The organism is Curtobacterium flaccumfaciens (assembly GCF_018598405.1).
Lineage (GTDB): Bacteria > Actinomycetota > Actinomycetes > Actinomycetales > Microbacteriaceae > Curtobacterium > Curtobacterium aurantiacum.
Genome location: NZ_JAHEWS010000006.1, coordinates 99,977 through 125,312, shown reverse-complemented (window position 1 = coordinate 125,312; position 25,336 = coordinate 99,977). Strand labels below are relative to the sequence as shown.

Here is a 25,336-nt window from a genome sequence, read left to right as displayed (position 1 = left end):
GGCGTCGTTGCCGCACGGGACAGACCGTAGACCCGAACCCGCGCGCGGACAGTCGGGAGAAAAGGGGACAAGTGCTGTCCGGGCGGGGTCTAGCTGCGGGGCGCCCGCACCAGGAAGAGCGTGACGGCACCGAGCACGACCGCGGCGACGATGAGCGCCCAGGCGAGCACGATGACGGGCCCGTCCCAGGGGGTGAAGAGCAGTCCGACCCCGATCACCAGGGCCACGGCGGCGCCGACGAGGGCGAGGCGGTGCGGTCGTACCGGAGCGGTGCGTGTCACGCGCCTCACCGTACGCGCACGGGCTGGGCGCAGGTGAAACGGGCGATCAGACCCGCGGCGACGGCCTGCGCCGCGTGACCGCCACCGCGACGAGCGCGGCGATGCCGAGCACGAGGCCGATCGCGCCGAACAACGCACCGAGCAGCATCAGGAGTCCGGCACCGATGTTGGCCCCGCCCTCCCCCGAGTCGTTCGCGATCGCGTACCCACCCACGAACGACGCCAGGAACGCCACGACGAGGAACGCCGTGCAGAGGATGTGCAGCACACGTGGCGCGATCGGGGTCATGACCGGATCGTAGCGCGGCGACGAGGGGCGGATCGCCCCGGCACTTTCCCAGCGGACACGACGGTGTTCCGCGGGGAAGTCCCGGCGACCACCCGAGCGGGACTGGGACGCTCCTCGAACCGCGCCGAGGACGGTGCGGCCGAGGGGGAACGACGACATGACGATGCGACGTACAGGGGGAGCCGCGCTCGGCTTCGTGGGCGGCAGTGTGCTCGCCGGGCTGCTGGTGAGCGTCGGGGTGACACCGGTGATCGCGGTCGCCGGGCTCGGCACGACCTCGGCGATCGGGGTCTTCGAGTCGCTGCCGGAGAACATCGAGATCGGGCAGTTGCCGCAGCGCAACCAGATCTGGGCGTACCGCGGCGGCGAGCCGGTGCACCTGGCGAACGTGTGGGACCAGGATCGCCAGGAGCTCACGCTCGAGCAGATCAGCGACCAGCTCGAGCACGCCGCGGTGGACGGCGAGGACAAGCGCTTCTACGAGACCGGCGGTGTCGACGCGACGTCCGTCGTCCGGTCGCTCGTGAGCATCGCCGCGTCACGGGGCGAGGGTGGCTCGGGCGGCTCGACCCTGACGATGCAGCTCGTGCGGAACATCAAGATCCAGCAGGCGAGCGAACTGCCCACCGCCGAGGAGCGCGAGGCCGCGTACAAGGAGGCGACCCGGCGGACACCGCAGCGCAAGCTCGCCGAGATGAAGCTCGCGATCAGCCTGGCGAAGCAGTACACGAAGCAGCAGATCCTGGCGGCGTACCTGAACATCGCCTACTTCGGCGACCAGACCTACGGCGTGCAGTCGGCAGCGCAGCATTACTACGGCAAGTCGGCGACCGACCTGACCCCGGCCGAGGCGGCGTCCCTCATCGCGATCGTGCAGTGGCCGGAGCGACGGGACCTGTCGACGCCGGACCACCACCGCGACAACGCCGCCCGGCGGAACGTCATCCTGCGGTCGATGCACGAGCAGGGGCACCTGTCGACCGAGGAGTACCGCACGGCTCGACTGTCCCGCGTCGCCGACTACGTCCACCTGACGGCACCGCAGCAGGGGTGCGAGGCGGTCGAGGTGGGCGCGGAGTTCTTCTGCGACCACGCCAAGACCATCGCCCAGCGGCTCCCGCAGCTCGGTGCGACGAAGCAGCAGCGGGCGGACGCCTGGCGCACGGGCGGGTACCGGATCCAGACCACGCTGGACCTCGACCTGAACGGGAAGCAGAAGCGGCTGCTCGACCAGTACGACCCGAAGACCGAGACCCGGCTGGCGCTCGGAGCCACGTTCAACACGGTCGAGGCCGGGACGGGTCGTGTGCTGACGATGGCCCAGAACACCGACTACGACCGGTCGTCGGACGCACCCCGCACCGCGACGTCGCTGAACTACGCCACCGACCAGGCGGACGGCAGCTCGACCGGGTTCCAGACCGGGTCGACCTACAAGATGTTCACGCTGCTGGCGTGGATCGAGGCCGGCCGCAGCCCGGACACCGTCGTCAACGGCACCCCGCACCCGCACAGCGAGTGGACCGCGTGCGGTGGGCCCGCCTCGGCGTTCTGGCAGCCGAAGAACGACTCACCCGGGCAGCGCGGTCCGTACTCGGTCCGGTCGGCGACGGCCCAGTCCGTGAACGCGGCGTACCAGTCGATGGCCGAACAGCTCGACCTCTGCGACATCCGCGACGTGGCCGAGCGCCTGGGCGTGCACCTGGCCAGCGGTGGCGAGCTGCCGTGGAACCCGGCGTCCCTGCTCGGCACCGAGAGCATCGCTCCGTTGACGATGGCGTCGGCATACGCCGGCATCGCGAACGGCGGGCGGTTCTGCGCGCCGGTGGTGATCGACCAGGTGATCGCGCCAGACGGCGAGGAGCTCGGCGGACAGCCCCGGACGTGCACGCAGGCGGTGTCGCCGCAGACCGCGGCCACCGCGTTCGACGTCATGCAGGGCGCCTTCCGCGGCGGCACGGCGAGCGGCGGGCAGACCCCCGACGGGGCGACCCTGTTCGGCAAGACCGGCACGACGGACGCCGCCGACCAGGTGTGGTTGGTGGGCGGCACCTCGCGAGCCGTCACCGCCTACTGGCAGGGCAACACGGACGGCGCGAAGCACAACCTGCGGTCGTTCTCCAACGGTCAGGGCGGCACCTACGCGGGGTCGCGCGCGGCCGTCTGGCGCGACGCGCAGACGGCGGTGAACGCGGCTCTGCCGGTCGGCTGACGGCTCGCCAACGCAACCACGAACGGCCTGGAGGCGCGGTGCCAGCTGGCACCGCGCCTCCAGGCCGGTTCTCGGTTGCGTTCTACGACAGCTTCTTGCTGTCCTCGAGCCAGCCCGCGAGCTTGGTCATGTAGTCGGCCTGCGACGCGTAGTCGAGGGCCGGGAACGTCCAGCTGTGGACCTGGCCCGCCTCGAGCGCGGCGTTGTCGGCGAAGGTCGGCTGCTTCTCCAGGTCGGCGACCTGGTAGCCCTGCTGCGACAGCAGCAGCACGTCACCGGTGATCTGGCCGGCGTTCTCCCACGAGTAGATGCCCCAGTAGAAACCCTTGGGCTTCGGGTTCACGAAGTCGACACCGTACGACGCGTACATCTGCAGGGACGGCTCGTCGGTCGGGCGGGTGACGTACGCGCCGTCGCCGTCGGCGTACATCGAGACGACGGACAGGTCCTTCTCCTTCGTGACCTTCTCGAGCTCGTCGGCAGCGGTGTCGAAGCGCTTCTCGGCGGCGTCGACCGTCGACTCCTTCGCGCCGAGCGACTCGGACAGCTCCGCGATCTCCTCGATGACGTCCTCGCCCTCGCCGCCCCACTTGACCTGGGCGACCGGTGCGATGGCCTCGATCTGCTTCTCCTGCGCCTTGTCCTTGAAGCCGTAGCCGGGCTGCTTCGTGTCTAGCGTGCCCTTGGCATCGATCGGGTACACCGAGGTCACGACCAGGTCGGGCTTCAGCGCGGCGAGCTGCTCGAGGTCGATGTCGCCGTACGCGGTGCCGAGCTGGGTGATGCCGTCGGTGTCGAGACCCTCGAACCGGGCGTCCTTCGCCATCGTCAGCTGCCCGAAGGTGCCGACGGGCTTGAGGCCGTACTCGATGAACGACAGCGCGATGTCGTTCAGGACGACGACGCGCTTCGGCGTGTGGTCGACCTTGACGGTCGCGCCGGTGGCGTCCTCGTACGACCAGGCCTTCGACGCGGCGGTGTCGCCGTCGTTGTCGGAGTCGTTCGAGTTGCCGGTGCTCGAGCAGCCGGTCAGGAGGAGTGCCGAGACGGTCACGGAGGTCAGGAGGGCGGCGCGCAGGTGGCCACGTCGGAAGGTCTTCACGTTAGGAGAGGCTAACCTAAGTTCGCGGCACTCGCCAGCGCGTCTTCGGTTTTCGTGCTGGTCCCCGTTCCGGTCTTCGTGCTCGGGACCGCGTGCTCGCTCGGGCCACTGGGGACGGGGTCGTGCTCGTCCGCCTCGGGCACGATCATCGGCGCACCGGTCACCGGGTCGGGGAACACCCGGGCGTGCAGACCGAACGCGTGCTCGAGCAGCGCCGGGGTGAGGACCTCGTGCGGTGCGCCGTCGGCCACGACCCCGCCGTCGTGCAGGACGACCAGCCGGTCCGAGTAGCGCGCCGCGAGCGACAGGTCGTGCAGCACCATGACGATCGTCGACCCCTGCTCGCGGTTCAGCCGACGGACGAGCCGCAGGACCTCGAGCTGGTGCGCGAGGTCGAGGTAGGTCGTCGGCTCGTCGAGCAGGAGCGTCTCGGCCTGCTGCGCGACGACCATGGCGATCCAGGCGCGCTGACGCTGCCCGCCGGACAGACTCGTGACGTCGCGGTGCGCGACCTCGGTCAGCCCGGTCGCGGCGATCGCCTCTTCGGCGACGGCGGCGTCCTCGGCGGTCCACGGCTTGGCCCACGACTGGTGCGGGTTCCGTCCGCGCATCACCAGGTCGAGCACGCTCGTGCCGGCTGGGGCGACGGGGGACTGGGGCAGGATCGCGAGCTTGCGGGCGACCTGACGGTTCGGCTCCCTGCGGATCGGGGCCCCGTCGAGGTGGACCTCGCCGGCCTGCGGCTTGAGCACCCGGCCGAACGCCTTGAGCAGGGTCGACTTGCCGCAGCCGTTCGCCCCGAGGAACGTCGTCACGGTGCCGCGTTCGATGCGCAGGTCGAGGTCGCGCAACACGGGGCGCCGGTCGTAGCCGACGGACAGGCCCTTGGCTTCGAGCACGGGGGTGTCCTGCTGGTGCTGGTGCTGGTGCGCGTGCTGGTGGTGTGTCGTCATCGGGACATCTCCTTGCGGTGACGGATGAGGAGCCAGATCAGGTACGGCGCCCCGATCACGGTGGTGATGATGCCGACCGGCACCTGCCACGGGAACGCGGAGCGGGACAACAGGTCGGCGGCGAGCACGAGCACGGCACCGAGGGCACCGGCGAGCAGCAGCGGAGGGCGGTTCGTGCCGGCGAGCCGGAGCCCGACCTGCGGCACGACGAACGCGACGAAGCCGACCGGGCCCGCGGCGGCCACGGCCGCGGCGGTCAGCACGACCGCGAGCGCGATGACGAGCAGGCGGTGCCGCTGGACGCCGAGTCCGACGCCGGTCGCGACCTCGTCGCCGAGCTGCCCGATGCCGAGTGCGGCACTCGTCGCGAGGGCGAGCGGCACCGCGACGGCGGCGACCACGAGCAGCGGCCAGACGCTCTCCCACGAGGTGCTCGACAGGCTGCCGACGAGCCACTGCGACGCCGCGGTGGCGACGGTGATCTTCGCGCGGACGAGCAGGTAGCTGGTGACGGCGTCGAGGGTCGCGCTCACGCCGATGCCGACGAGCACGAGCCGGTAGCTCTGCACCCCGCCGCGCCACCCGAGGCCGTACACCAGGACCGCGGCCACCAGGGCGCCGATCGTCGCGGCCACCGGGATGCCGCCGCCGAGCACCAGGGACGAGACCGAGTAGGTCCCGCCGCCGAGGACGATCGCGGCGACCGCACCGACGCTCGCACCCGCAGTCACGCCGATGATGTCCGGGGTGCCGAGGGGGTTCCTGGTGAACGTCTGCGTGAGTGCGCCGGCGATGCCGAGGGTAAGCCCGACGAGCGCGCCGGTGAGCACGCGCGGCAGGCGCAGCGTGGTGATGATGAAGGCGTCCGGGCCGGACTCGAGGCCGAGCAGGGAACGGGTGACGACCCCGGGTGCGATCCACGTCGAGCCGACCGCCGTCCCGATCACGATGAGCACCAGGACGGTGGCGAGTGACCCGACGGTGTACCAGAACACCCGGGGGCGCCAGGCGAGGCCGACGGGGCCGATGCGGATGCCGGCGCGGCCGGGGGTGTGGACAGCGGGGGAGGACGTGCCCGGCGTGGTGGTCTCGGGCCTGCTGCCGGGTGTGCTTCCGGTGCTGCGCACCGCCGCCCCGCTCACAGGGACACCAGCGATCGGCGTCGGGCCACGGCGACGAACACGGGGCCGCCGATGACGGCGAGGACGATGCCGACCTCGACCTCGGAGAACCCGCCGATCAGGCGACCGATGACGTCGGCGAGCAGCACGAGGGAGGCGCCGACCAGACCGGAGACCGGCAGGGTCCAGCGGTGTCCGGTGCCGACGAGCGCGCGGGCGACGTGCGGCACGGTCAGGCCGACGAAGCCGATCGGGCCCGCGGCCGCGGTGGCGCCGGCGGCCAGGAGTGTGATGCCGCCCAGGCCGACGAGCCGGGCGACGAGGACGTTCTCGCCGAGCCCCTTCGCGAGCTCCGAGCCGAGGCCGAGCGCGTCGAGGGCGCGGACGTTGAGGACCGCGAGCACGAGGCCGGCGACCAGGAACGGCCACACCGCCCCGAGGATGTCGAGCTGCCGCGCGGCGAGCGACCCGACGACCCACAGCCGGTAGGCGTCGAGCGACGCCTGGTCGGTCAGCACCACGAAGGACGTCAGCGCGGCGAGCAGTGCAGAGACCGCCGCCCCGGCGAGGGCGAGGGGCACCGGGCTGGCGGTGCCGCTGCCGGCGATCGTGACCGAGAAGACGACGACGCTGGCGACCAGGGCTCCGACCAGGGCGAACCAGACGGTGGCGCTCGTGCTCGTCACCCCGAACACGTAGACGCCGAGCACCACGGCGAGCCCCGCCCCGGACGAGACGCCGAACAGGCCCGGGTCGGCGAGCGGGTTGCGGGTGTGCCCCTGCATGAGCAGTCCGGCGATGCCGAGGGCCGCTCCGACCGCGGCACCGATGAGCGTGCGCGGGATCCGGGAGCCCCACACGATCGCCTCGTCGGTGCTCGACCCGGTGCGCGTGAGGCCGGCCCAGACCTCGTCGACACCGATGCGGTTGCTGCCGAGCAGCATGCTCGCGACGGCGACGAGCACCAGGGCGACGACGAGTCCGACGATCACGGCGGCCCGTCGGCGCACGGCGGTCCGGTGGACGCCGAGGGCGCGGGACGCGTCGGTGTCGAGGGCCTCCGGACCGGAAGCCAGAGTGGAAGAGGGGGCTGGCACGGAAGCCATCTTAGGTTAGCCTTGCCTCATGGCGAAGACCCCGCGGCTCCTGCCGACGAACCCCAGGCTCTTCCGCGCCCGTGTCCTGCGGACCGAGCGGGTGACCCCTTCGATGCAGCGCGTCACCGTCACCGGCGACGACCTGCACGAGTTCGGGTACCTCGGGTTCGACCACTGGTTCCGCCTGTTCGTCCAGCGCCCCGACCAGGACGCCTTCCGCATGCCCGACCTGGACGGCAAGAAGTGGTGGCCGACCTTCCTCGGCATCCCCGAGGACATCCGCCCGCACTGCGCGAACTACACCGTCGCCGCCTACCGCCTGCTCGCCGACGGCACCGCTGAGCTCGACATCGACTTCGTCGTGCACCTGGACCACCGGGGGCATCTCGAGGGCCGTGCCGCGATCTGGGCCTGTGCAGCACGCCCCGGCGACGAGCTCGCGATGCTCGACCAGGGCTGCATCTTCGACGTGCCCGCCGGCACCAGCGAGGTCATCATCGCCGCCGAGGAGACCGGGCTGCCGGGCATCGTCGGCATCGCCGCCTCGTTGCCGCGCGACACCGTCGGCCGCATCATCCAGGAGGTCCCGTCGGCCGCCGACATCCGCGACCTCGACGCCCCGAACGGCGTGCAGGTGACGTGGATCGTGCGGCAGCCCGGCGCGGTCCCCGGCAGCGGCGCGCTCGCCGAGTTGCAGCGGCACGTCCCGGTCGACGACAGGGGCTACGCGTTCGTGGTCGGTGAGTCGAGGCTCGCCACCGAGGGGCGCCGGCACCTGCACCGCGCGGGCCTGCCGAAGTCGCGCATCACGTTCTCCGGCTTCTGGAAGCACGAGGCGAAGGTCTCCGTCCCCGCCTGACCCGCGCCCGTTCCTTCCCATGGCGTGTGCGATGCCTGGTGTTCCCGGGCGTACTGCCGCAAAACTTCTGGCTAGGTACGCCCGTTCCCGATCGGTACGCCCGGTTCCGCCAGGTACGCCCGTTCCTTCCCATGGCGTTCGCGATGCATGGTGTTTTCGGGCGTACTGCCTCGAAACTTCTGGCTAGGTACGCCCGTTCCCGCTCGGTACGCCCGGTTCCGTCAGGTACGCCCGTTCCTTCCCATGGCGTTCGCGATGCATGGTGTTTTCGGGCGTACTGCCGCGAAACTTCTGGCCAAGTACGCCCGGTTCCACCAGGTACGCCCGGTTCCGCCCGACCAGACCAGCCGCGCCGCGCACGGCGACGCGACCAACAGACGGACGGGAGGCCCGGTGCCAGCTGGCACCGGGCCTCCCGTCCGTCCTGGGGTCGCGTCAGCCCTTGAGGCCCGAGCCCGTCACGCCCTCCACGATCTGCCGCTGGAAGATCAGGTAGAGGATGATCAGCGGCAGCGCCGCGAGGATCGCACCCGCCTGGATGTCGGCGTAACGCTGACCGAAGCTGCCCTGGACCGTGGCGAGCCCGACCGGGATCGTCATGAGGTCCGGGTTGGACAGCACGAACAGCGGCAGAAGCAGGTTGTTCCACACCCCGACGAAGGTCAGGATCGTCACCGCCGCGATCACCGGGCGCGACAGCGGCAGGATGACCGACCAGTAGACCTTCCAGATGCCGGCGCCGTCGATGCGCGCCGCCTCTTCCAGCTCCTTCGGGATCCCGTCGAAGAACTGCTTGAAGATGAACACCGCGATCACGGCGGGCACCTGCGGGAAGATCACCGACCAGTAGGTGTTGAGCAGGCCGACGGCGTTGAGCTCCTGGAAGATCGGGATGATCAGCACCTGCGTCGGGATCATGATCCCGAGGATGATGAGCAGGAACGCGATGTTCCGGCCGCGGAACACGAGCCGCGACAGCGCGAACGCCGCCATCGACGCGAACAGCACGGTGAGCACCGCGGTGACGACGCTCGTGATGGCGCTGGCGAGGTACCAGTTCCAGATGTCCCCGGCCTGGAACAGCGACGAGTACGAGTGCAGCGTCGGGTTCCAGTTCGACAGGATCGCGTTCGCGCCGAGGGCGGCGACGCCGTTGTCGGACAGCGACGTCTTCAGGGCGAACACGCTGGGGATGAGCCAGATGATCGCGAAGATCGTCAGGACGATGCCCGACGCGATCGTGAAGCCGCGGCCGCTGACGCCGATCTTCGCGGCGCTCGTGGGAGCGGCGGAGGAGACGCCGGTGCGGAGCTTGCGGCCGGTGGTGATGCTCTCGGTGGCGGTCATGTCAGGCACCGATCTCTCGCTTGGCGGCAGCGCGCTCGACGAGCTGCCGGATGACCGCGATCGCCACGATCACGATGAACAGGAGGACCGACGCGGCCGAAGCGGCACCGAGTCGGTTGTCGGTGAAGCCGACGCCGGTGATGAGCTGCAGCGAGACCTGGGTCGAGATGCCCGGCCCGCCGTTCGTCATCAGGTAGACCTGGTCGAAGATCTTCAGGCTCGCGATGATCTGCAGCAGGACGACCAGGGTCGTCGTGCGGCCGAGCAGGGGGAGCGTGATCGACTTGATCTGCTGCCAGTTCGACGCGCCGTCGACGGCGGCTGCTTCGTACAGCTCGCGCGGGATCTCCTGCAGACCGGCCAGGTAGAGCACGAAGTTGAAGCCGAGGGTCCACCACACGGTGGCGATCGCGACACCGATCATGGCCGTGTTCGGGCTCGACAGCATGCCGGAGCCGGGCGTCATGCCGATCGCCGACTGCAGGCTCGCCCACAGACCGGTGCTCGGCGTGAAGATGAACACCCAGATCAGCGAGATCGTCGCCGACGGCAGGATGAACGGCAGGAAGAACGCCAGGCGGAAGAACCACTGCCCGCGGTTCATCCGGTTCGTCAGCACGGCGAACACGAACGCCAGGATGACGAGGGGCGGGGTCGTGTACAGCGTGAACTGCAGCGTGTGCCAGAGCGACGACCAGAAGTCGCTGCGCCCGAGCATCTCGGCGTAGTTCGCGAACCCGGCGAAGCTGCCGAGCCCGGTGCGGACGGTCGAGGTGTTGAAGAAGCTCGTGACGATCATCCAGACCGTCGGGCCGAGCAGGAAGGCCACGTAGAACAGGCCGAACGGGGCGAGGAACAGCCAGCCGCTGCGGCCCTGGCCGCGGTTCACGCTGGAGCCGTAGGAGCGGTTCCGGCGGAGACGCGGCGCGGTGGCCGCGTCGGTCGGCCGGTCGAGGACAGGTGCTGTGGTCACGTCATCGTGCCTTTCGCGCGGTGTTCACGGCGATCGCGGGGGTCGTCTGCCCGGCGTGGTCCGGCCGGGCGGTTGCGTGCCGGGTCACAGGGGGCTCGGGGTGTTGAGGTACGTCGCGAGCTGCGACTTGATGGCGCGCAGTGCCTGCGCGGGGGACGAGCTGCCCTGCTGCACGAGGGCGAGCTGGGCGCCCACCGTGCCCTCGAACGTCGAACCCGACCCGCCGTACCAGGCGGCGTCGTCGAACACGGCGGTCTCGGCTGCGGCCGCGTAGTTCGACTGCGGCGTGAGCTTCTTGTACGCCGCGCTGTCGAACGTCGGGATGTAGGCCGGCACGTGCCCGCCCTCGGCCCACGTCAGGCTCTGCTCGAGCATCTGCTTGATGAAGAGCATGTGCTGCTTGCGCTGCTCCGGCGTGCGGGCCTTCTTCGGCAGGACGAACGTGTGCGAGTCCGCCTGGGTCGCCGGCTTGTCGTAGAGCTGGGGGATCGGCGCCATGCCGAAGTTCAGGCCCTTGATCGACTGCGCGGTGCTGATCTCCCACTCGCCCTGCATGAAGAAGCCGGCCTTGCCGTCGAACATGAGCGACTGCGCGGTGGCGTAGTCGAGGGCCTTGTTCAGCCAGCCCTCCTTCACCCACTTCTGGGTGCGGCTCGTGACCTCGTTGTAGGCGTCCTCGTTGACGGTGAGCTTCGATCCGCCGTCGCTGATGAACGGGGTGGCGTCCTTCAGCTGGTTGTACATGGTCCAGAAGAAGCGCCACGGGGTGGCCGTCTCCGGCACCACGTTCGCGACGTTGAGCGCCGTGCCGCCGGTGACCTTGGCGACCGCGGCGAGGGCCTTCTCGAAGTTGTCCATGCCGTTGAGGTCGACGAGGTTGCCGTCGCCGTCGATCAGGCCGGCCTTCTTGCAGACGTCGACGTTGTAGAAGAGGACGAAGGGGTGGGTGTCGAGCGGGACCGCGATGTTGTTGCCGTCGGTCTTCTGCGCCGCCCAGGCCTTCTGGTTGAAGTCGGCGGCGCTCAGGCCGACGCTCGCCAGGTCGTCGGACGTGATCGGGTCGAGCAGGTCACCGTCCCAGAGTGGCTTCGCGCGGGTCAGGTGCGCGACCGCGACGTCCGGCGGCTTGTTCCCGACGGTCGCCAGTGTCAGCTTCGAGTAGTACGGGTTGCCCCACGCGAACGTGGTGCCCTGCAGCGCGCTCGAGCCGCCGTGCTGCTTCGCGTAGCCGTCCTCCATGGCCTGCATGCGGACGCCGTCGCCGCCGCCGAACAGGTTCCAGAAGACGAGGGTCTCGGGGTTGAGTGCGCTGCCGGCGAGGCCGGCGGCGAGGGGGCTCGAGCAGGCGGCGAGCGGCAGGACCGTCGCGGCCGCTGCCCCGGCGGCGAGGAAGCCCCGGCGCGAGAGGCGCGACGCGGGTGTTGCGGGTGGGATCGGCATGGCATCACTCCATCGGGATGGGCCGGGCTCGGGAACAGGGTCGGTGCTCCCGCCGGAGCATCGCTGCTCCGGACCCGGAGCACTGCTGCTCCGGACACGGAACGACCTTCCGGTGCTCCGTGAGCGCTCACATTAGCGCTCGCTCCCGGCATCCGCCACCCCTTTCGCGACGGCGTGGAACCCGGTAGCGTTTCTGTCAGGTGAGCGCTCACTTTCGTGACGGCCCGCTTCGGTTCCCGTCCGTGGCCCCACCCGCTCCCCGCACGAACCGCACTGCCACGATCGAAGGAGATCCATGCCCCGCACACACCTCGTCCTCGACGCCGCGTTCACCGTGGGGCCGGTGCGACGTCGCCTGTTCGGCGGGTTCGTCGAGCACCTCGGCCGCCACGTCTACGACGGCATCCACGAGCCCACCCACGAGACCGCCGACGAGCACGGCTTCCGCAAGGACGTCGTCGAACTCGTCAAGGAACTCGGCGTCTCCGCCATCCGCTACCCCGGTGGCAACTTCGTCTCCGGTTACAAGTGGGAGGACGGCGTCGGCCCCGTCGAGCAGCGCCCCCGCCGCCTCGACCTGGCCTGGCACTCGACGGAAACGAACGAGGTCGGCCTGCACGAGTTCCAGCACTGGCTCGACCAGGTCGGCTCGGAGCTCATGCTCGCCGTGAACCTCGGCACCCGCGGCACGCAGGAGGCGATCGAACTCCTCGAGTACGCGAACATCGACGCCGGGACCGCACTGTCCGAATACCGTCGTTCGAACGGTCGCCAGGAACCCTTCGCCATCAAGATGTGGTGCCTCGGCAACGAGATGGACGGCCCGTGGCAGCTCGGCCACAAGAACGCCGACGACTACGGCAAGCTCGCAGCCATGACCGCCAAGGCCATGCGGCAGATCCAGCCCGACCTCGAGCTCGTCGCCTGCGGTTCCTCGGGGGCGTCGATGCCGACGTTCGGCGAGTGGGAGCGCACCGTCCTCGAGCACACCTACGACGACGTCGACTACATCTCCGCGCACGCCTACTACGAGGAGGACGACGACCTGCCGTCGTTCCTCGCCTCGGGCGCCAACATGGACCACTTCATCAAGACGGTCACCACGGCCGCCGACCACGTCCAGGCGCAGAAGAAGTCCGACAAGCGCATCGACATCTCGTTCGACGAGTGGAACGTCTGGTCGATCAAGAAGTGGGAGGCGAAGGCCAAGACCTTCACGCTCGACGAGTGGCCCGTCGCCCCGCGTCTGCTCGAGGACGTCTACACCGTCGCCGACGCCGTCGTCGTGGGTGGCCTGCTCATCTCGCTGCTCCGGCACGCCGACCGCGTCGCCTCGGCCTCGCTCGCCCAGCTCGTCAACGTGATCGGCCCGATCATGACCGAGCCCGGCGGCCCGGCCTGGCGCCAGACGACGTTCTTCCCGTTCTCGGTCACCTCGCGCCTGGCGCAGGGCACGTCGCTGCAGGTCAAGGCCTCCGGTGACACGGTCGACGGTGGCAAGTACGGTGAGGTCCCGGTCGTGGACTCCGCCGCCACCGTGTCCGAGGACGGCAAGGCCGCGGTGTTCCTGGTGAACCGCCACCCGTCCGAGCCGACGACGGTGACGATCGACCTCGCCGGCATCGGTGCGTCGGGCGATGTCCACGCCGAGGGCGTCTGGGACGACGACCTGCACGCCGTGAACGACCTGGCGAACACCTCGCGGGTGGGGCTCCGCACGAACGAGTCGGTCCGTCGCGAGGGCGACACCGTCACGATCGAGCTCCCGCCGGTCTCCTGGACCGCCGTCTCGATCGGCTAGAAGACGCCTCGGCGCACGCCACGGCGGGCGTCGAGTGAGCACAGGGGACGTCGGGCGCTCGCGCCCGACGTCCCCTGCTCGTTGCGGCGGGCGGGACGGGCGCGAGTGCACGGGGTGGCCGACACCTCACGGGGTGACGGGCGCGTGGACTGTCGCTGGGCCCGTGACGCGGCCCGCGCGGCGGCCGGGAGGCCCGTGGCGGCCCGGCACCGCGCCTCCCGTCCGGGGCGTGCGCGAGTTCACGGGCTGGGCGACAGTTCACGGGGTCGTGCACGCGTGAGGTGTCGGTGAGCGCGAAACGCGCGCCGCGCGCCGCGGCGCGGTCAGCGCGCGGGCGGCGCCGCCGTGCTCGCGCGCTCGACGAGCCGCACCGGCACCAGGTCGGCCGCGACACTGACCGGCTCACCGTCGATCTGGGCGAGCAGGTTCGCGACCGCTCGGCGGCCGACCTCGTCGAAGGACTGGTGGACGGTGGTCAGCGGCGGCCAGAACGAGTCGGACTCGGGGGAATCGTCGAACCCCACCACGCTGAGCGACGACGGTACCGGGCGACCGGACTCGTGTGCGGCGCGCAGGACCCCGAGCGCGGTCTGGTCGTTGGCGGCGAACACCGCGGTGATCTCCGGGCGTGCGGCGATCTCGAGCCCGGCCTCGTACCCGTGCTCGGTGGTCCAGCCGCCGCGGAACACCGGCGGGACGGGGCGGCCGGCACGCGACAGGGTGTCCTGCCACGCGGCGAGTCGACGGGCCGCCGAGTACGACGACTCCGGACCGGCCACGTGCCAGACCGTCTCGTGCCCCAGGTCGAGCAGGTGCTGCGTGGCCTGCCGGGCGCCGTCGGCCTGGTCGGTGTCGATCGCGGGGTGGTCGGTGCTGCCGGTGGAGTCCACGATCACCATGGGCACGCCGTCGGGCAGGACGACCTCGGCGGTGTCGATGATGTGCGACTCGATGATGATCACGACGCCGTCGACGGCCTGTTCGTGCAGGCGTGAGAACGCGGAGCGGACGCCCGCCTCGGTGCGGGAGGCCATCGGCAGCAGGGTGATCGTGAAGTCGGCGACCCCGGCGGCGTCGGCGATCGCCTCGAGCGTGCGCATGTTGCCGAAGGACGCGAGCGTGAACATGATCACGCCGATGGTGCGGAAGCGGCCGGAGCGCAGAGCCCGGGCCGCCCGGTTCGGGCGGTAGCCGAGGGAGTCCATCGCGCGCTGGACGCGGTCGCGGGTCTCCGGGCTGACGTTGTCGAAGCCCCGGGCCACGCGCGAGACCGTCTGCATCGACACCCCGGCCGCGTCGGCGACGGCGGCCATCGAGGGGGCGCGGCGGGTGCCGGCGGGGGACTCCATCGTCACGCTGGCGCTCCTTCCGGATCGAGGGGCCGTGCGGTCGGCCTCCCCGGACGCTAGCGCATGTTGACGTTGCCATGCTATCGTCGCGTCGTTCGATGTTGACGTCAACATCGGTGACCGCCCGGACGCCCTGATCCGGCCCGGGCCGAGCTGCCGACATCGACCGCCCGAACGCAGCAGACGAAGGAGTCACATGAGCACGCTCGCAGCGCGCCCCGGTGAGGCAGCACCGCGCCCCACCGCCGAGCGCCCCGCCGGCCGGCGCCCCAAGCCGCGGGGTCGGTTCACCGGCTGGCTGTTCGTCGGCCCGTTCGTCGTCGTCCTGGTCCTCATGCTCATCGTGCCGATCGGCTACGCGCTCTGGCTCAGCCTGTTCCGCGACCAGCTCATCGGCGGCAACCAGTTCGTCTGGTTCGCCAACTACGTGCAGCTCTTCCAGGACGCCAAGTTCTGGTCCGGCTTCGGTCGGGTCGCGATCTTCCTGGTCGTCCAGGTGCCGATCATGCTCGGTCTCGCGCTCGTCGCCGCCCTGGCACTCGACAGCGCCCGACTGTGGGGGACGAGCTTCTTCCGCATCGCGGTGTTCCTGCCCTACGCCGTCCCCGGTGTCGTCGCCGCCCTGATCTGGGGCTTCATCTACGGCAACCAGTTCGGTCTGACGGGCGCCGCGAACGACGCCCTCGGCATCGACCTGCTGCAGCCGTTCAGCCCGAGCTGGGTCCTGACGTCGATCGGCAACGTGGTCACGTGGGAGTTCCTCGGCTACAACATGCTGATCTTCTACGCCGCACTCCGCACCGTCCCCGGTGAGCTGTACGAGGCGGCCGAGCTCGACGGTGCCGGCCCGATGCGCACGGTGTTCTCGATCAAGCTCCCGGCGCTCCGCGGCCCGATGGTCATCGCCACGATCTTCTCGATCATCGGTAGCTTCCAGCTCTTCAACGAGCCGAACCTGCTCAAGACGCTCGCCCCGAACGTCATCGGCAGCGCCTTCACCCCGAACATGTACGCCTACTCGCTGTCCTTCAGCGGCCAGCAGTTCAACTACTCCGCCACCGTCGCGATCGTGATGGGCGTGATCACCGCGGTGATCGCCTACGTCGTCCAGGTCCGCGGCACCCGCGAGGAGAACCGATGAGCACCATCCAGCACCCCACCGGGCCCGCGGCCGCCACGGTCACCGAGGCGACCACGACGCAACGTGCACCGCGCACCCGCTCGATCCGCGCCTCCCGGCAGCTCCGCACCGCGGAAGGCGGACGCAAGCCGAAGCGTTCCGGCCTGCTCACAGCGGTCATGGTCGTCTTCGTCGTGTACTCGTTCGCGCCGCTGTTCTACCTGCTCGTCAACAGCACGAAGACGCAGGCGTCGCTGCTCTCCACCTTCGGTCTGTGGTTCGGTGGGGACTTCAACCTCTGGCAGAACATCGTCGACACGGTGACGTACAACGACGGCATCTTCCTGCAGTGGTTCGGCAACACGCTGCTCTACGTGGTCGTCGGTGCCGGCGGGGCGACCCTGCTCGCCACCGTCGCGGGCTACGGCATGGCGAAGTTCCAGTTCCCCGGTCGGCGCGCGGTGTTCGCCGTCGTCCTCGGAGCCATCGCGGTCCCCGGCACGGCCCTGGCGGTCCCGACGTTCCTGCTCTTCTCGCAGGTCGGCCTGACCAACACCCCGTGGGCGATCATCCTGCCCTCGCTGATCAGCCCGTTCGGCATGTACCTGATCTGGACCTACGCGGTCGACGCCATCCCCGCCGAACTGCTCGAGGCCGCCCGCATGGACGGCGCCGGTGAGTTCCGGATCTTCTTCACGATCGCGCTCCGCCTGCTCGCGCCCGGTGTCGTCACCGTCCTGCTGTTCGCGGTCGTCGCCACCTGGAACAACTACTTCTTGCCGCTCATCATGCTGAGTGACCCGAAGTGGTACCCGCTGACGGTCGGCCTGAACCAGTGGAACGCGCAGGCCACCGGGTCCGGCGCGCAGCCGATCTACAACCTCGTCGTCACGGGATCGCTCCTCACGATCATCCCGATCGTGGTCGCGTTCCTCTTCCTCCAGCGCTTCTGGCAGTCCGGCCTCGCGGCCGGGTCGGTCAAGGCCTGACCCCTCGGACACCAGGCGCACGGCGACCCCGCCACGCGCCGACCGGTCCGGCACACAGCAGCACCACCCCCTCCACGAAGAAGTGAAAGGCACTCCCATGAACAAGCGTCTCCGGCGCGGGCTCAGCGCCCTCGCCATCGGCGTCACCGCCGCGATCGCCCTCGCCGCGTGCGCCTCCGGCGGCTCCGGCTCCGGCGGATCGGCCGACGACATCGACAAGGCCCTGCAGGACGGTGGCACCCTGACCTACTGGTCGTGGACCCCGTCGGCGAAGGCCCAGGTCGCCGCGTTCGAGAAGCAGTACCCCAAGGTGAAGGTCAAGCTCGTCAACGCCGGCACCGGTGCCGACCAGTACACGAAGCTGCAGAACACGATCAAGGCCGGCTCGGGCGCCCCCGACGTCGCCCAGGTCGAGTACTACGCCCTGCCGCAGTTCGCCCTGTCCGAGTCGCTGCTCGACCTGTCGAGCTACGGCTTCGACTCGCTCGAGAAGGACTTCGCGAAGAGCACCTGGAGCTCGGTGTCGATCGACGGCAAGGTCTACGGCCTGCCGCAGGACTCCGGCCCCATGGCGCTGTTCTACAACAAGAAGGTCTTCGACGAGCACGGCATCACCGTGCCGAAGACGTGGGACGAGTACGTCACCGCGGCCAAGAAGCTGCACGAGGCGGACCCGAAGGCGTACATCGCGGCGGACTCCGGCGACGCCGGCTTCACCACGAGCATGATCGCCCAGGCCGGTGGCACCCCCTTCACCACCGACGGTGACAAGGTGACCATCAACCTGCAGGACGAGGGCACCAAGAAGTGGACGAGCACCTGGAACGAGCTCGTCGAGCAGGGCCTGCTGTCGAAGACGGTCGGCTGGACCGACGACTGGTACAAGCAGCTCGGCAACGGCGAGATCGCCACGATGATCACCGGCGCCTGGATGCCCGGCAACCTGGAGTCCGGCGTCGCCCAGGCCTCCGGTGACTGGCGCGTCGCCCCCATGCCGACCTACGACGGTGGCGCCGCCCAGACCGCGAACAACGGCGGCAGCGCCCAGGTCGTCATGAAGCAGTCGAAGAACCCGGCACTCGCCGCGGGCTTCCTCAAGTGGCTGAACTCCTCGAAGGAGTCGACGAAGGTCTTCATGGAGTCCGGCGGCTTCCCGTCGACCACCGCTGACCTCGACTCGGCGGCCTTCCTCGACGAGAAGCCGGAGTACTTCGGCGGCCAGCAGATCAACAAGGTGCTCGTCGACGCGTCGAAGTCCTCGGACAACGACTTCACCTACCTGCCGTACCAGGTGTACGCGAACAGCGTCTACGCCGACACCGTCGGTCAGGCGTACGAGAACGGCACCTCGCTCGACGCCGGTCTCGAGGCGTGGCAGAAGGCCCTCGTCAAGTACGGCGAGGACCAGGGCTTCACGGTCTCGTCGAAGTAGTCCACGGCATCCCCGCGGGGCCGTGCGGACACGTCCGCACGGCCCCGCTCCACGCCCGGCCCGGCTCCACGCCCGGCCCGGCTCCACGCCCGGCCCGGCTCCACGCCTGGCCCGGCTCCACGCCCGGCCTGGCCAGCAACGAAAGAATGACACCATGCGCTTCGCCATCGGCGACACCGACTTCCTGCTCGACGGCGAGCCGCACCGGGTCCTGTCCGGCGCGATCCACTACTTCCGCGTGCACCCCGACCTGTGGGCCGACCGGATCCGCAAGGCGAAGCTGATGGGCCTCAACACCATCGAGACCTACGTCGCCTGGAACGCGCACGCGCCGTCGCCCGGGGTGTTCGACCTGTCGGGTGGCCTGGACCTCGGCCGCTTCCTCGACCTGATCGCCGACGAGGGCATGCACGCCATCGTCCGCCCGGGCCCCTACATCTGTGCCGAGTGGACGAACGGCGGTCTGCCGTACTGGCTCTTCGCCGACGGCTCCGTGGGCGTCCGACGCAACGAGCCCGGGTTCCTCGCAGCGGTCCAGACGTACCTACAGCAGCTGGCCCCCGTGCTGGTCCCGCGACAGATCGACCAGGGCGGGCCCGTCGTCCTGGTGCAGGTCGAGAACGAGTACGGCGCCTACGGCTCCGACCCCGAGTACCTGCGCGCACTCGAGCAGATGCACCGCGACATCGGGCTCACCGTCCCCTTCACGAGCGTCGACCAGCCGATGGGCACGATGCTCGAGGACGGCTCGCTGCCGTCGCTGCACAAGACCGGATCGTTCGGCTCACGCTCCGCCGCCCGGCTCGAGCGCCTGCGGCAGGCCCAGCCGACCGGGCCCCTGATGTGCTCGGAGTTCTGGGACGGCTGGTTCGACAGCTGGGGCGAGCACCACCACACCACGCCGGCGTCCGCCAGCGCCGAGGACCTCGACGTCCTGCTCGCCGCCGGCGGCTCGGTCAACATCTACATGTTCCACGGCGGGACGAACTTCGGCTTCACCAACGGCGCGAACGACAAGGGCGTCTACCGCCCGATCGCGACGTCGTACGACTACGACGCCCCGCTCGACGAGGCCGGTCGGCCGACGGAGAAGTTCCACGCCTTCCGCGCGGTGATCGCGCGCTACGCGCCCGTCCCGCCGCTGCCCGCAACGATGGAGCCGGGTGGGTCGGGTCGGCTCACGTCCGGCGCGTCGGACGGAGTCGGTCTGGAGGCCCGGATCACCCCCGCCACGGACCTCGCCGTCCGCCTGGACCGGGTCGCGTCGCTCCGCTCCCTGCTGCCCACGCTCACGACGTGGTCCGCGCACGACGAGCCGCCGACCTTCGACGCCCTCGGGGCCGCGAGCGGCTTCGTCGCCTACCGCGCCGAGGTCGACCTGCCCGCCGGAGGGGTGCTGACCGTCGGTACCGAGGTGCGCGACCGCGCGATCGTGTCGGTCGACGGTGTCGTCGTCGGGGTCCTGGAGCGCGAACACCACGACCGTGCCGTCACCCTGCCGCCGGTGACCGGCACGCTCGAGCTCCTCGTCGAGGACCAGGGCCGCGTGGACTACGGCGTCCGCATCGGGGAGCCGAAGGGCCTGATCGGGGGTGTCTCGATCGACGGGGTGCCGGTGGCCCGGTGGACCGTGTCGCCGCTCGCACTCGACCCGATCGCCCCGGCCGCGCTGTCGGCGCTGTCCGAGGTCGCTCCGACCGGTGGCAACGTGCTCGCCGGGCCGACGTTCGCCGCTGGTTCGTTCGAGCTCGACACCGTCGACGACCGGTACCTGTCGCTCGACGGATTCCGGAAGGGTGTCGCCTGGGTCAACGGGTTCTGCCTCGGTCGGTACTGGTCGCGAGGCCCGCAGCAGACCCTGGCGATCCCGGGTCCGGTGCTCCGCCGCGGCCGGAACGAGCTCGTGGTCCTCGAACTGCACGCCGCCGCGTCACGCACGGCATGCCTGCTCGTCGAGCCGGACCTGGGTCACACCGAGGCCTAGTCGCGGGCGCGCGGCCTGGTCGAATCGGGCGTACCTGGTCGAATCGGGCGTACCTGGTCGGAAGTTTCGACCAGGTACGCCCGGTTCTGCTTCCCATCGCGGGCGTCATGGGACGTTTCGGACCTCGCGAGCCGCCGCCCACGCTCGAACTTCGAGGAGTGCCTCGCGTCGCCACCGCCAGAGCGGAGCGAACTTCGTGCCGTCGTCCTCCCGCGCTCGGGTCAGCAGCCAGATCTGCCGTCGGTGTTCGGCCCCGTGATCGTCGCGCCACTCGACGAACGCGTCGTCGAGCACCGTCGTGATCTCCGCACGTGGTGCCGTCCACGACACGAAGAAGCCCGAGTACCGGAGGCTGTCGTCGGACAGGTGCACGGCGACGTACCGGGTCCTGGCCGTCGCCCAGATCCCACCGGCGATGAAGGCGGCACCGAGGATGAAGACGAACACCCTTGCCGATGCTCCGGGCACGAAGGCCACGCTCGCGAGTGTGACTCCGGTCCCGATGATCACCGGGCCGAAGACGACGGCGGTCAGAATGCGGTCCAGGCGAGGTGGACGGATCGTGGTCACGGCAGGGCGTCCAGGTCGGCGAGGGCCTGCTCGGCGTCGGCGATCCGGTCGGCCTCGGGGCGCGTCCACCACTCGGGGCCGCGTTCGCCCAGTCCGTGCTTCGCCAGGCCGTTCCGGTGCCGTGCCGCCGCCAGGGCCTCGTCGTCGCCCCCGCGCTTCGCGGTCTTCACGGCGTTGCGCCCGCGCCCCAGGTGGGAGCGGAGTGCGGCGGCGAGTTCCTCGGGCAGGGCCGGATCGGTGCGGTGCCAGCGTCGGCCGTCCACGACGAAGAAGTGGTCGTCGGGTTCGGCGGTCATGGTCCGAGTCTGCACCGTCGGTGGTGCCGGGTAGACAGGAGCCGATGAGCCACGAACGCGTCCGCCCGATGCTCGACGTCCGACGCATCTACGCCGAGCCGGCCGCGCTCGAACTGCAGCGCGGGCAGGAGATCGTCGGGCGCTGGCCGGATGCCGAGATCGTCCCGGTCGAGTCGCACTGGAACATCCCCGAGGTGCACGGTGACGAACGGAACGTCCAGCGCTGGGTGCGGATCAAGACCGAGGCGCTCGTGCTCGGCGTGAAGAAGTCGCTGGTGACCCGGCCGAACGGTCGCTCCGCCGACTTCATCGCACCGTCCACCGCGAACGGCTGCGCGATGGCGTGTGCCTACTGCTACGTGCCGCGGCGCAAGGGCTACAGCAACCCGGTCACGGTGTTCGCGAACATCGACCAGATCACCAAGCACGTGGCTCGGAACATCGCCAAGCAGGGGCCGAAGACCGAACCGAACCAGTGCGACCCGGAGTCCTGGGTCTACGACATCGGCGAGAACAGCGACTGCTCGGTCGACGCGATGATCAGCGACAACGTCCGCGACCTCTGCGACTTGTTCCGGATGACGCCGACGGCCAAGGCCTCGTTCGCCACGAAGTACGTCAACCGCGACCTGCTCGACTGGGACCCGATGGGCCGGACCCGGATCCGTTTCTCGCTGATGCCGCACGAGACCGCGAAGGTCACCGACATCCGCACCAGCCCGATCGCCGAGCGGATCGCCGCGGTGAACGACTTCGTCGACGCCGGGTACGAGGTCCACCTGAACTTCTCGCCGGTCATCCTCACGCCGACGTGGGAGTCGGACTGGGCCGAGCTGCTCCGGCAGGTCGACGACGTGCTGTCCCCGCCCGCCAAGGCGCAGCTCGCGGCCGAGGTGATCTTCCTGACGCACAACCAACCCCTGCACGAGGTCAACCTCGGATGGCACCCCAAGGCCGAGGACCTGCTGTGGCGTCCGGACCTGCAGGAGCAGAAGGTGTCCCAGAACGGGGCCGTGAACGTGCGCTACCGGTCCGGCATGAAGGGGCAGCTCGTCGAGCGCTTCCGCGAACTCGTGGCCGAGCACCTGCCGTCCTGCCGGATCCGGTACGCCTTCTGACCAGCCCCGACCGATCAGGGGATGAGGCGGTCGGTCCGGTACCGGGCGAACAGGTCCGCGAAGGCCTGCTCGGTCCGCCGGAACGCCGTGAACCCGGCCTCACGGCTCTTGCCCATGTCGGTGACGACCTCCATCGCACGACCGAGGTCGGCGTCGGTGTGCCACCACGAGGCGAGCCGGGTGATGTCGGCCTCGGCGAGACCGTGGCGCTCGGCGATGCCGGCCCACTCGGACTCGTACGGCGCCATCTGCTCCTCGAGCGGTCGCGGAGCGTCCTGGTAGCCCACGACGCGCGCGGGGTCGACACCGAGGTGCGCGGCCAGGCGCGGCCACATCCAGCGCCACCGGAAGACGTCACCGTTGACGATGTTGAACGGCTCGTCTGCACCCTCGGGTGACGTCGATGCCCACACCATGTGCTCGGCGAGGATGCCGGCGTCGGTCATGTCGGTCAGGCCGTTCCACTGGGCCTCGCTTCCCGGGAACACGAAGTCCAGGTCGAGTTCCTTCGCCAGCGTGGCCTGCACGGCGAGTGTGAGGCCCATGTTCATGGCGTTGCCGACCGCGTGCCCGATCACCGTGTGCGAGCGGTGCACGGACCAGGTGAACCCCTGGCGTTCGGCGGCTGCGAAGAGCTCGTCCTCTTGCGCGTAGTAGAAGTTCGGGGTGTCGAGGCGCGGTTCCTCTTCGTGGAAGGGGGTGTCGGGCATCTCGCCGGCGGCGTACGCCTCGAACGGGCCGAGGTAGTGCTTCAGGCCGGTGACCAGGGCGACGTGCTCGAGCGGAGCGTGCGACAGTGCCACGAGCAGGTCGCGGACCATGCCGCCGTTCACGCGGATGTTCTCCGCCTCGGTGTCCTGCCGCTGCCAGGCGGTGAAGAAGACGTGGGTCGGGTGTTCGTCGGCGAGTGCGGCCGCCAGGCTCTCGGGGTCGCGCAGGTCGGCTGCGACGGTCCTGACACCCTGTTCAGCGAGCGGTCGGCGGGAGAGCGCCGTCAGGTCCCAGCCCAGATCGAGCAGGTGGCGCACCAGGGCGGAACCGGTGATGCCACTGGCTCCGACGACCAGGGCTTCGCGGCGGGCAGGGGTCGGTTCGGTCGATCCGGTTGCAGTCATCCCTCGATGCAACCCACGTTGGGCGACACGTGTTCCCTCAACGCGGACGGCGGATGCGGATCGGGCCCTTCGCGGTGGACGGGTCGACGACGGAACCGCCCTGGGTGATCTCGACCTCGCCCCGGGCGACCATCCGTCGTGCCGCCCGCCGAGCCGGCTCCATCAGCGGCCGCCAGTCGTCCGGGTCGAGCGAGCGTGCGACCTCGGACGGGCAGATGCTCGAGGTCCGTGCCCGTGCCGCGAGCAGTTCGTCGATGCGCTGCTCGAGGGCACGATCGGTGTCGTCGAGACCGTGCCGACGGCAGGCTCCCGAGCACCACTTCGTCTCCGGCGCCGCGGAGGACGGCATCCGACGACCGCACGAGGCACACGTCCGTTCGGCGTGTGCCGCCCCCGATGCCGAGGCATCGGCTTCCGTCCTGATCGCCCGTCCCATGGCCCCATCCTCGTCCTGCCGTGCACCTCCGTACCCAGGTCCCACGCGCGCAGCCCAGGTGCGGCTGGCAGCATCGGAGCAGTGAACCCCGACACCGCGCCCGCCCGACCGTCCGAACCGGCCTGGGTGGAGCACGTGATGTGGTGGCACGTCTACCCGCTCGGCTTCGTCGGCGCCGAGGTCCGCCCCGCGTCACCGGTGGGGGAGCGTCCGCTCGAACACCGCCTCGACCGCCTGACCGGGTGGCTCGACCACGTCGTCGACCTCGGTCTGAACGGCCTGCTGCTCGGTCCGGTGTTCGCGGCCTCGACGCACGGCTACGACACCGTGGACCACTTCCGCATCGACCCCCGGCTCGGTGACGACAGCGACTTCGACGCCCTCGTGGCCGCGGCGCACGAGCGGGGCGTGCGGGTGCTGCTCGACGGCGTCTTCAACCACGTGGGGCGTGAGCACCCGGCCTTCCGGGCCTTGGCCGAGCAGGGGCCGGAGGCGCCGACCGCCGACCTGTTCGCGATCGACTGGTCCGGGTGGCAGCCGGGGCAGCCCGTGCCCGTCGGACTGTTCGAGGGCCACGACATCCTCGTCGCACTGGACCACGGGAGCCGCGCGACCGAGGACCTCGTCGTCGAGGTGATGACGCACTGGCTGGCGCGCGGGGTCGACGGATGGCGGCTCGACGCGGCCTACGCGGTGCCGCCGGCGTTCTGGGCGCGGGTGCTGCCGCGTGTGCGGGAGCGGTTCCCGGACGCCTGGTTCAGCGGCGAGGTGATCCACGGGGACGCTGCGGTGATCGCGCAGGAGTCGACGATGGACTCGCTGACGCAGTACGAGCTCTGGCAGGGCATCTGGCACGGGATCGCCGACCGCAACGGCCACGAACTCGCGCACGCGATCGAGCGGCACGACGCCCTGCTCGCCACCTTCGCTCCGACCACCTTCGTCGGCAACCACGACGTCACCCGCATCGCCAGCGCGGTGGGGGAGCGGTTCGCCGGGCACGCCGCCGCCGTGCTCTTCACCGTGGCGGGGACCCCCGTGGTCTACGCCGGCGACGAGTACGGCTGGACCGCGGTCAAGGAGGAACGCGAGGGCGGCGACGACGCGGTCCGACCGGAGTTCCCGGCCGAGGTGCCGGAGCCTACCGCCCTGACCCACGCGTACGAGGCCCTCATCGCCCTGCGCCGCCGGAACCCGTGGCTGCACCGGGCGCACACCGACGTCGTGCACCTGACCAACACCGCCGTGGTGCTGCGGACCGCGACGGCGGACGCCGCCGTGGTGACCGCCCTGAACCTGTCGGACGACCCCGTCGAGGTGCCCGTGGCCGACGCGACGCAGGTCGAGGCGGGCGGCGCCGATCTCGGGGACGGGACCCTGCGCCTCCCGGCCGGGGGTTGGGCCGTCCTGTCCCGATCGTGAGCAGAAACGGTCGGGTCCCCATCGAGGACC

23 protein-coding genes are annotated in these 25,336 nt (G+C 70.3%); 9 read left to right on the top strand and 14 right to left on the bottom strand.

Going from position 1 to position 25,336, the window contains the following annotated elements:
* Positions 1-89 precede the first annotated feature (89 nt).
* Both KK097_RS05720 and KK097_RS05715 read right to left on the bottom strand, forming a co-directional pair.
* Positions 90-281: a hypothetical protein gene (locus tag KK097_RS05720; protein WP_214531183.1), complete on the bottom strand. Its 192-nt coding sequence runs from the start codon at positions 279-281 to the stop codon at positions 90-92.
* Positions 282-327: 46 nt separating this feature from the next.
* Complete coding sequence (locus KK097_RS05715) at positions 328-570, bottom strand: hypothetical protein (RefSeq protein ID WP_214531185.1); 243 nt, start codon at positions 568-570, stop codon at positions 328-330.
* A 157-nt stretch (positions 571-727) separates the two neighbouring features.
* Here KK097_RS05715 and KK097_RS05710 point away from each other — a divergent pair, with 157 nt between their 5' ends.
* The gene (locus KK097_RS05710; protein ID WP_250896474.1) at positions 728-2,782 is read left to right on the top strand and encodes a transglycosylase domain-containing protein; all 2,055 of its coding nucleotides are present in this window, start codon (positions 728-730) and stop codon (positions 2,780-2,782) included.
* Between the two features lie 82 nt (positions 2,783-2,864).
* On the opposite strand, the gene KK097_RS05705 is transcribed toward KK097_RS05710, so the two are convergent.
* From KK097_RS05705 to KK097_RS05690, 4 genes are read right to left on the bottom strand one after another with little or no spacing between them, the layout of a single operon-like run.
* Positions 2,865-3,884, bottom strand: coding sequence for an ABC transporter substrate-binding protein (locus KK097_RS05705; protein ID WP_214531186.1), 1,020 nt, complete (start codon positions 3,882-3,884; stop codon positions 2,865-2,867).
* Positions 3,885-3,895: 11 nt separating this feature from the next.
* Positions 3,896-4,837: an ABC transporter ATP-binding protein gene (locus KK097_RS05700; protein ID WP_214543995.1), complete on the bottom strand. Its 942-nt coding sequence runs from the start codon at positions 4,835-4,837 to the stop codon at positions 3,896-3,898.
* Positions 4,834-5,964 carry a FecCD family ABC transporter permease gene (locus tag KK097_RS05695; RefSeq protein ID WP_214543994.1) on the bottom strand — a complete coding sequence of 377 codons (1,131 nt, stop codon included), beginning with the start codon at positions 5,962-5,964 and terminating at the stop codon, positions 4,834-4,836. Before KK097_RS05695 ends, KK097_RS05700 begins: the two co-directional genes overlap by 4 nt.
* 11 nt (positions 5,965-5,975) lie before the next feature.
* Complete coding sequence (locus KK097_RS05690; RefSeq protein ID WP_307858339.1) at positions 5,976-7,055, bottom strand: FecCD family ABC transporter permease; 1,080 nt, start codon at positions 7,053-7,055, stop codon at positions 5,976-5,978.
* 28 nt (positions 7,056-7,083) lie between these two features.
* Here KK097_RS05690 and KK097_RS05685 point away from each other — a divergent pair, with 28 nt between their 5' ends.
* Positions 7,084-7,914 carry a siderophore-interacting protein gene (locus KK097_RS05685; protein ID WP_214543992.1) on the top strand — a complete coding sequence of 277 codons (831 nt, stop codon included), beginning with the start codon at positions 7,084-7,086 and terminating at the stop codon, positions 7,912-7,914.
* Between the two features lie 435 nt (positions 7,915-8,349).
* Here KK097_RS05685 and KK097_RS05680 read toward each other — a convergent pair whose 3' ends face one another.
* From KK097_RS05680 to KK097_RS05670, 3 genes are all read right to left on the bottom strand, one after another.
* Positions 8,350-9,261: a carbohydrate ABC transporter permease gene (locus KK097_RS05680; protein ID WP_209049393.1), complete on the bottom strand. Its 912-nt coding sequence runs from the start codon at positions 9,259-9,261 to the stop codon at positions 8,350-8,352.
* A 1-nt stretch (position 9,262) separates the two neighbouring features.
* Positions 9,263-10,234, bottom strand: a complete 972-nt coding sequence (locus tag KK097_RS17945) for a carbohydrate ABC transporter permease (RefSeq protein ID WP_027466146.1) — start codon at positions 10,232-10,234, stop codon at positions 9,263-9,265.
* 84 nt (positions 10,235-10,318) lie between these two features.
* Positions 10,319-11,674: an extracellular solute-binding protein gene (locus KK097_RS05670; protein WP_110865197.1), complete on the bottom strand. Its 1,356-nt coding sequence runs from the start codon at positions 11,672-11,674 to the stop codon at positions 10,319-10,321.
* Between the two features lie 295 nt (positions 11,675-11,969).
* On the opposite strand from KK097_RS05670, the gene arfA reads away from it, so the two are divergent.
* A complete protein-coding gene (arfA, locus tag KK097_RS05665; protein ID WP_214543991.1) occupies positions 11,970-13,475 on the top strand; it encodes an arabinosylfuranosidase ArfA in 1,506 nt (501 codons plus the stop codon).
* A 323-nt stretch (positions 13,476-13,798) separates the two neighbouring features.
* Here the strand turns inward: arfA and KK097_RS05660 are convergent, their stop codons facing one another.
* Positions 13,799-14,824, bottom strand: a complete 1,026-nt coding sequence (locus KK097_RS05660) for a LacI family DNA-binding transcriptional regulator (protein WP_214531131.1) — start codon at positions 14,822-14,824, stop codon at positions 13,799-13,801.
* 196 nt (positions 14,825-15,020) lie between these two features.
* Between KK097_RS05660 and KK097_RS05655 the strand changes: the two genes are divergently transcribed.
* The 4 genes from KK097_RS05655 to KK097_RS05640 all read left to right on the top strand — a co-directional run bounded on the left by KK097_RS05655 (position 15,021) and on the right by KK097_RS05640 (position 20,349).
* Positions 15,021-15,965 (top strand): carbohydrate ABC transporter permease, encoded by a 945-nt coding sequence (locus KK097_RS05655; RefSeq protein ID WP_027466150.1) that lies wholly within the window; start codon positions 15,021-15,023, stop codon positions 15,963-15,965.
* Entirely contained in the window at positions 15,962-16,933 is a 972-nt protein-coding gene (locus KK097_RS05650; RefSeq protein WP_214543990.1) for a carbohydrate ABC transporter permease, read from the top strand. Before KK097_RS05655 ends, KK097_RS05650 begins: the two co-directional genes overlap by 4 nt.
* Positions 16,934-17,030: 97 nt before the next feature.
* On the top strand, positions 17,031-18,365 hold the full coding sequence (locus KK097_RS05645; RefSeq protein WP_214543989.1) for an ABC transporter substrate-binding protein: 1,335 nt from the start codon (positions 17,031-17,033) through the stop codon (positions 18,363-18,365).
* A gap of 154 nt (positions 18,366-18,519) precedes the next feature.
* Entirely contained in the window at positions 18,520-20,349 is a 1,830-nt protein-coding gene (locus KK097_RS05640) for a glycoside hydrolase family 35 protein (RefSeq protein WP_214543988.1), read from the top strand.
* 105 nt (positions 20,350-20,454) lie between these two features.
* Here the strand turns inward: KK097_RS05640 and KK097_RS05635 are convergent, their stop codons facing one another.
* Positions 20,455-20,919, bottom strand: a complete 465-nt coding sequence (locus tag KK097_RS05635; RefSeq protein WP_214531088.1) for a hypothetical protein — start codon at positions 20,917-20,919, stop codon at positions 20,455-20,457.
* Positions 20,916-21,215, bottom strand: a complete 300-nt coding sequence (locus tag KK097_RS05630; RefSeq protein ID WP_214543987.1) for a biopolymer transporter Tol — start codon at positions 21,213-21,215, stop codon at positions 20,916-20,918. The genes KK097_RS05635 and KK097_RS05630 overlap by 4 nt, the downstream gene beginning before the upstream one ends.
* Before the next feature lie 44 nt (positions 21,216-21,259).
* Here KK097_RS05630 and KK097_RS05625 point away from each other — a divergent pair, with 44 nt between their 5' ends.
* On the top strand, positions 21,260-22,333 hold the full coding sequence (locus tag KK097_RS05625; protein WP_214543986.1) for a spore photoproduct lyase family protein: 1,074 nt from the start codon (positions 21,260-21,262) through the stop codon (positions 22,331-22,333).
* 14 nt (positions 22,334-22,347) lie between these two features.
* On the opposite strand, the gene KK097_RS05620 is transcribed toward KK097_RS05625, so the two are convergent.
* Together KK097_RS05620 and KK097_RS05615 are read right to left on the bottom strand one after the other, a co-directional pair.
* Positions 22,348-23,448, bottom strand: a complete 1,101-nt coding sequence (locus tag KK097_RS05620) for an SDR family oxidoreductase (protein ID WP_214543985.1) — start codon at positions 23,446-23,448, stop codon at positions 22,348-22,350.
* Between the two features lie 37 nt (positions 23,449-23,485).
* Entirely contained in the window at positions 23,486-23,797 is a 312-nt protein-coding gene (locus KK097_RS05615) for a DUF3253 domain-containing protein (protein ID WP_250893350.1), read from the bottom strand.
* A gap of 168 nt (positions 23,798-23,965) precedes the next feature.
* Between KK097_RS05615 and KK097_RS05610 the strand changes: the two genes are divergently transcribed.
* On the top strand, positions 23,966-25,306 hold the full coding sequence (locus tag KK097_RS05610) for an alpha-amylase family glycosyl hydrolase (protein WP_307858338.1): 1,341 nt from the start codon (positions 23,966-23,968) through the stop codon (positions 25,304-25,306).
* The last annotated feature ends 30 nt before the right edge of the window (positions 25,307-25,336 follow it).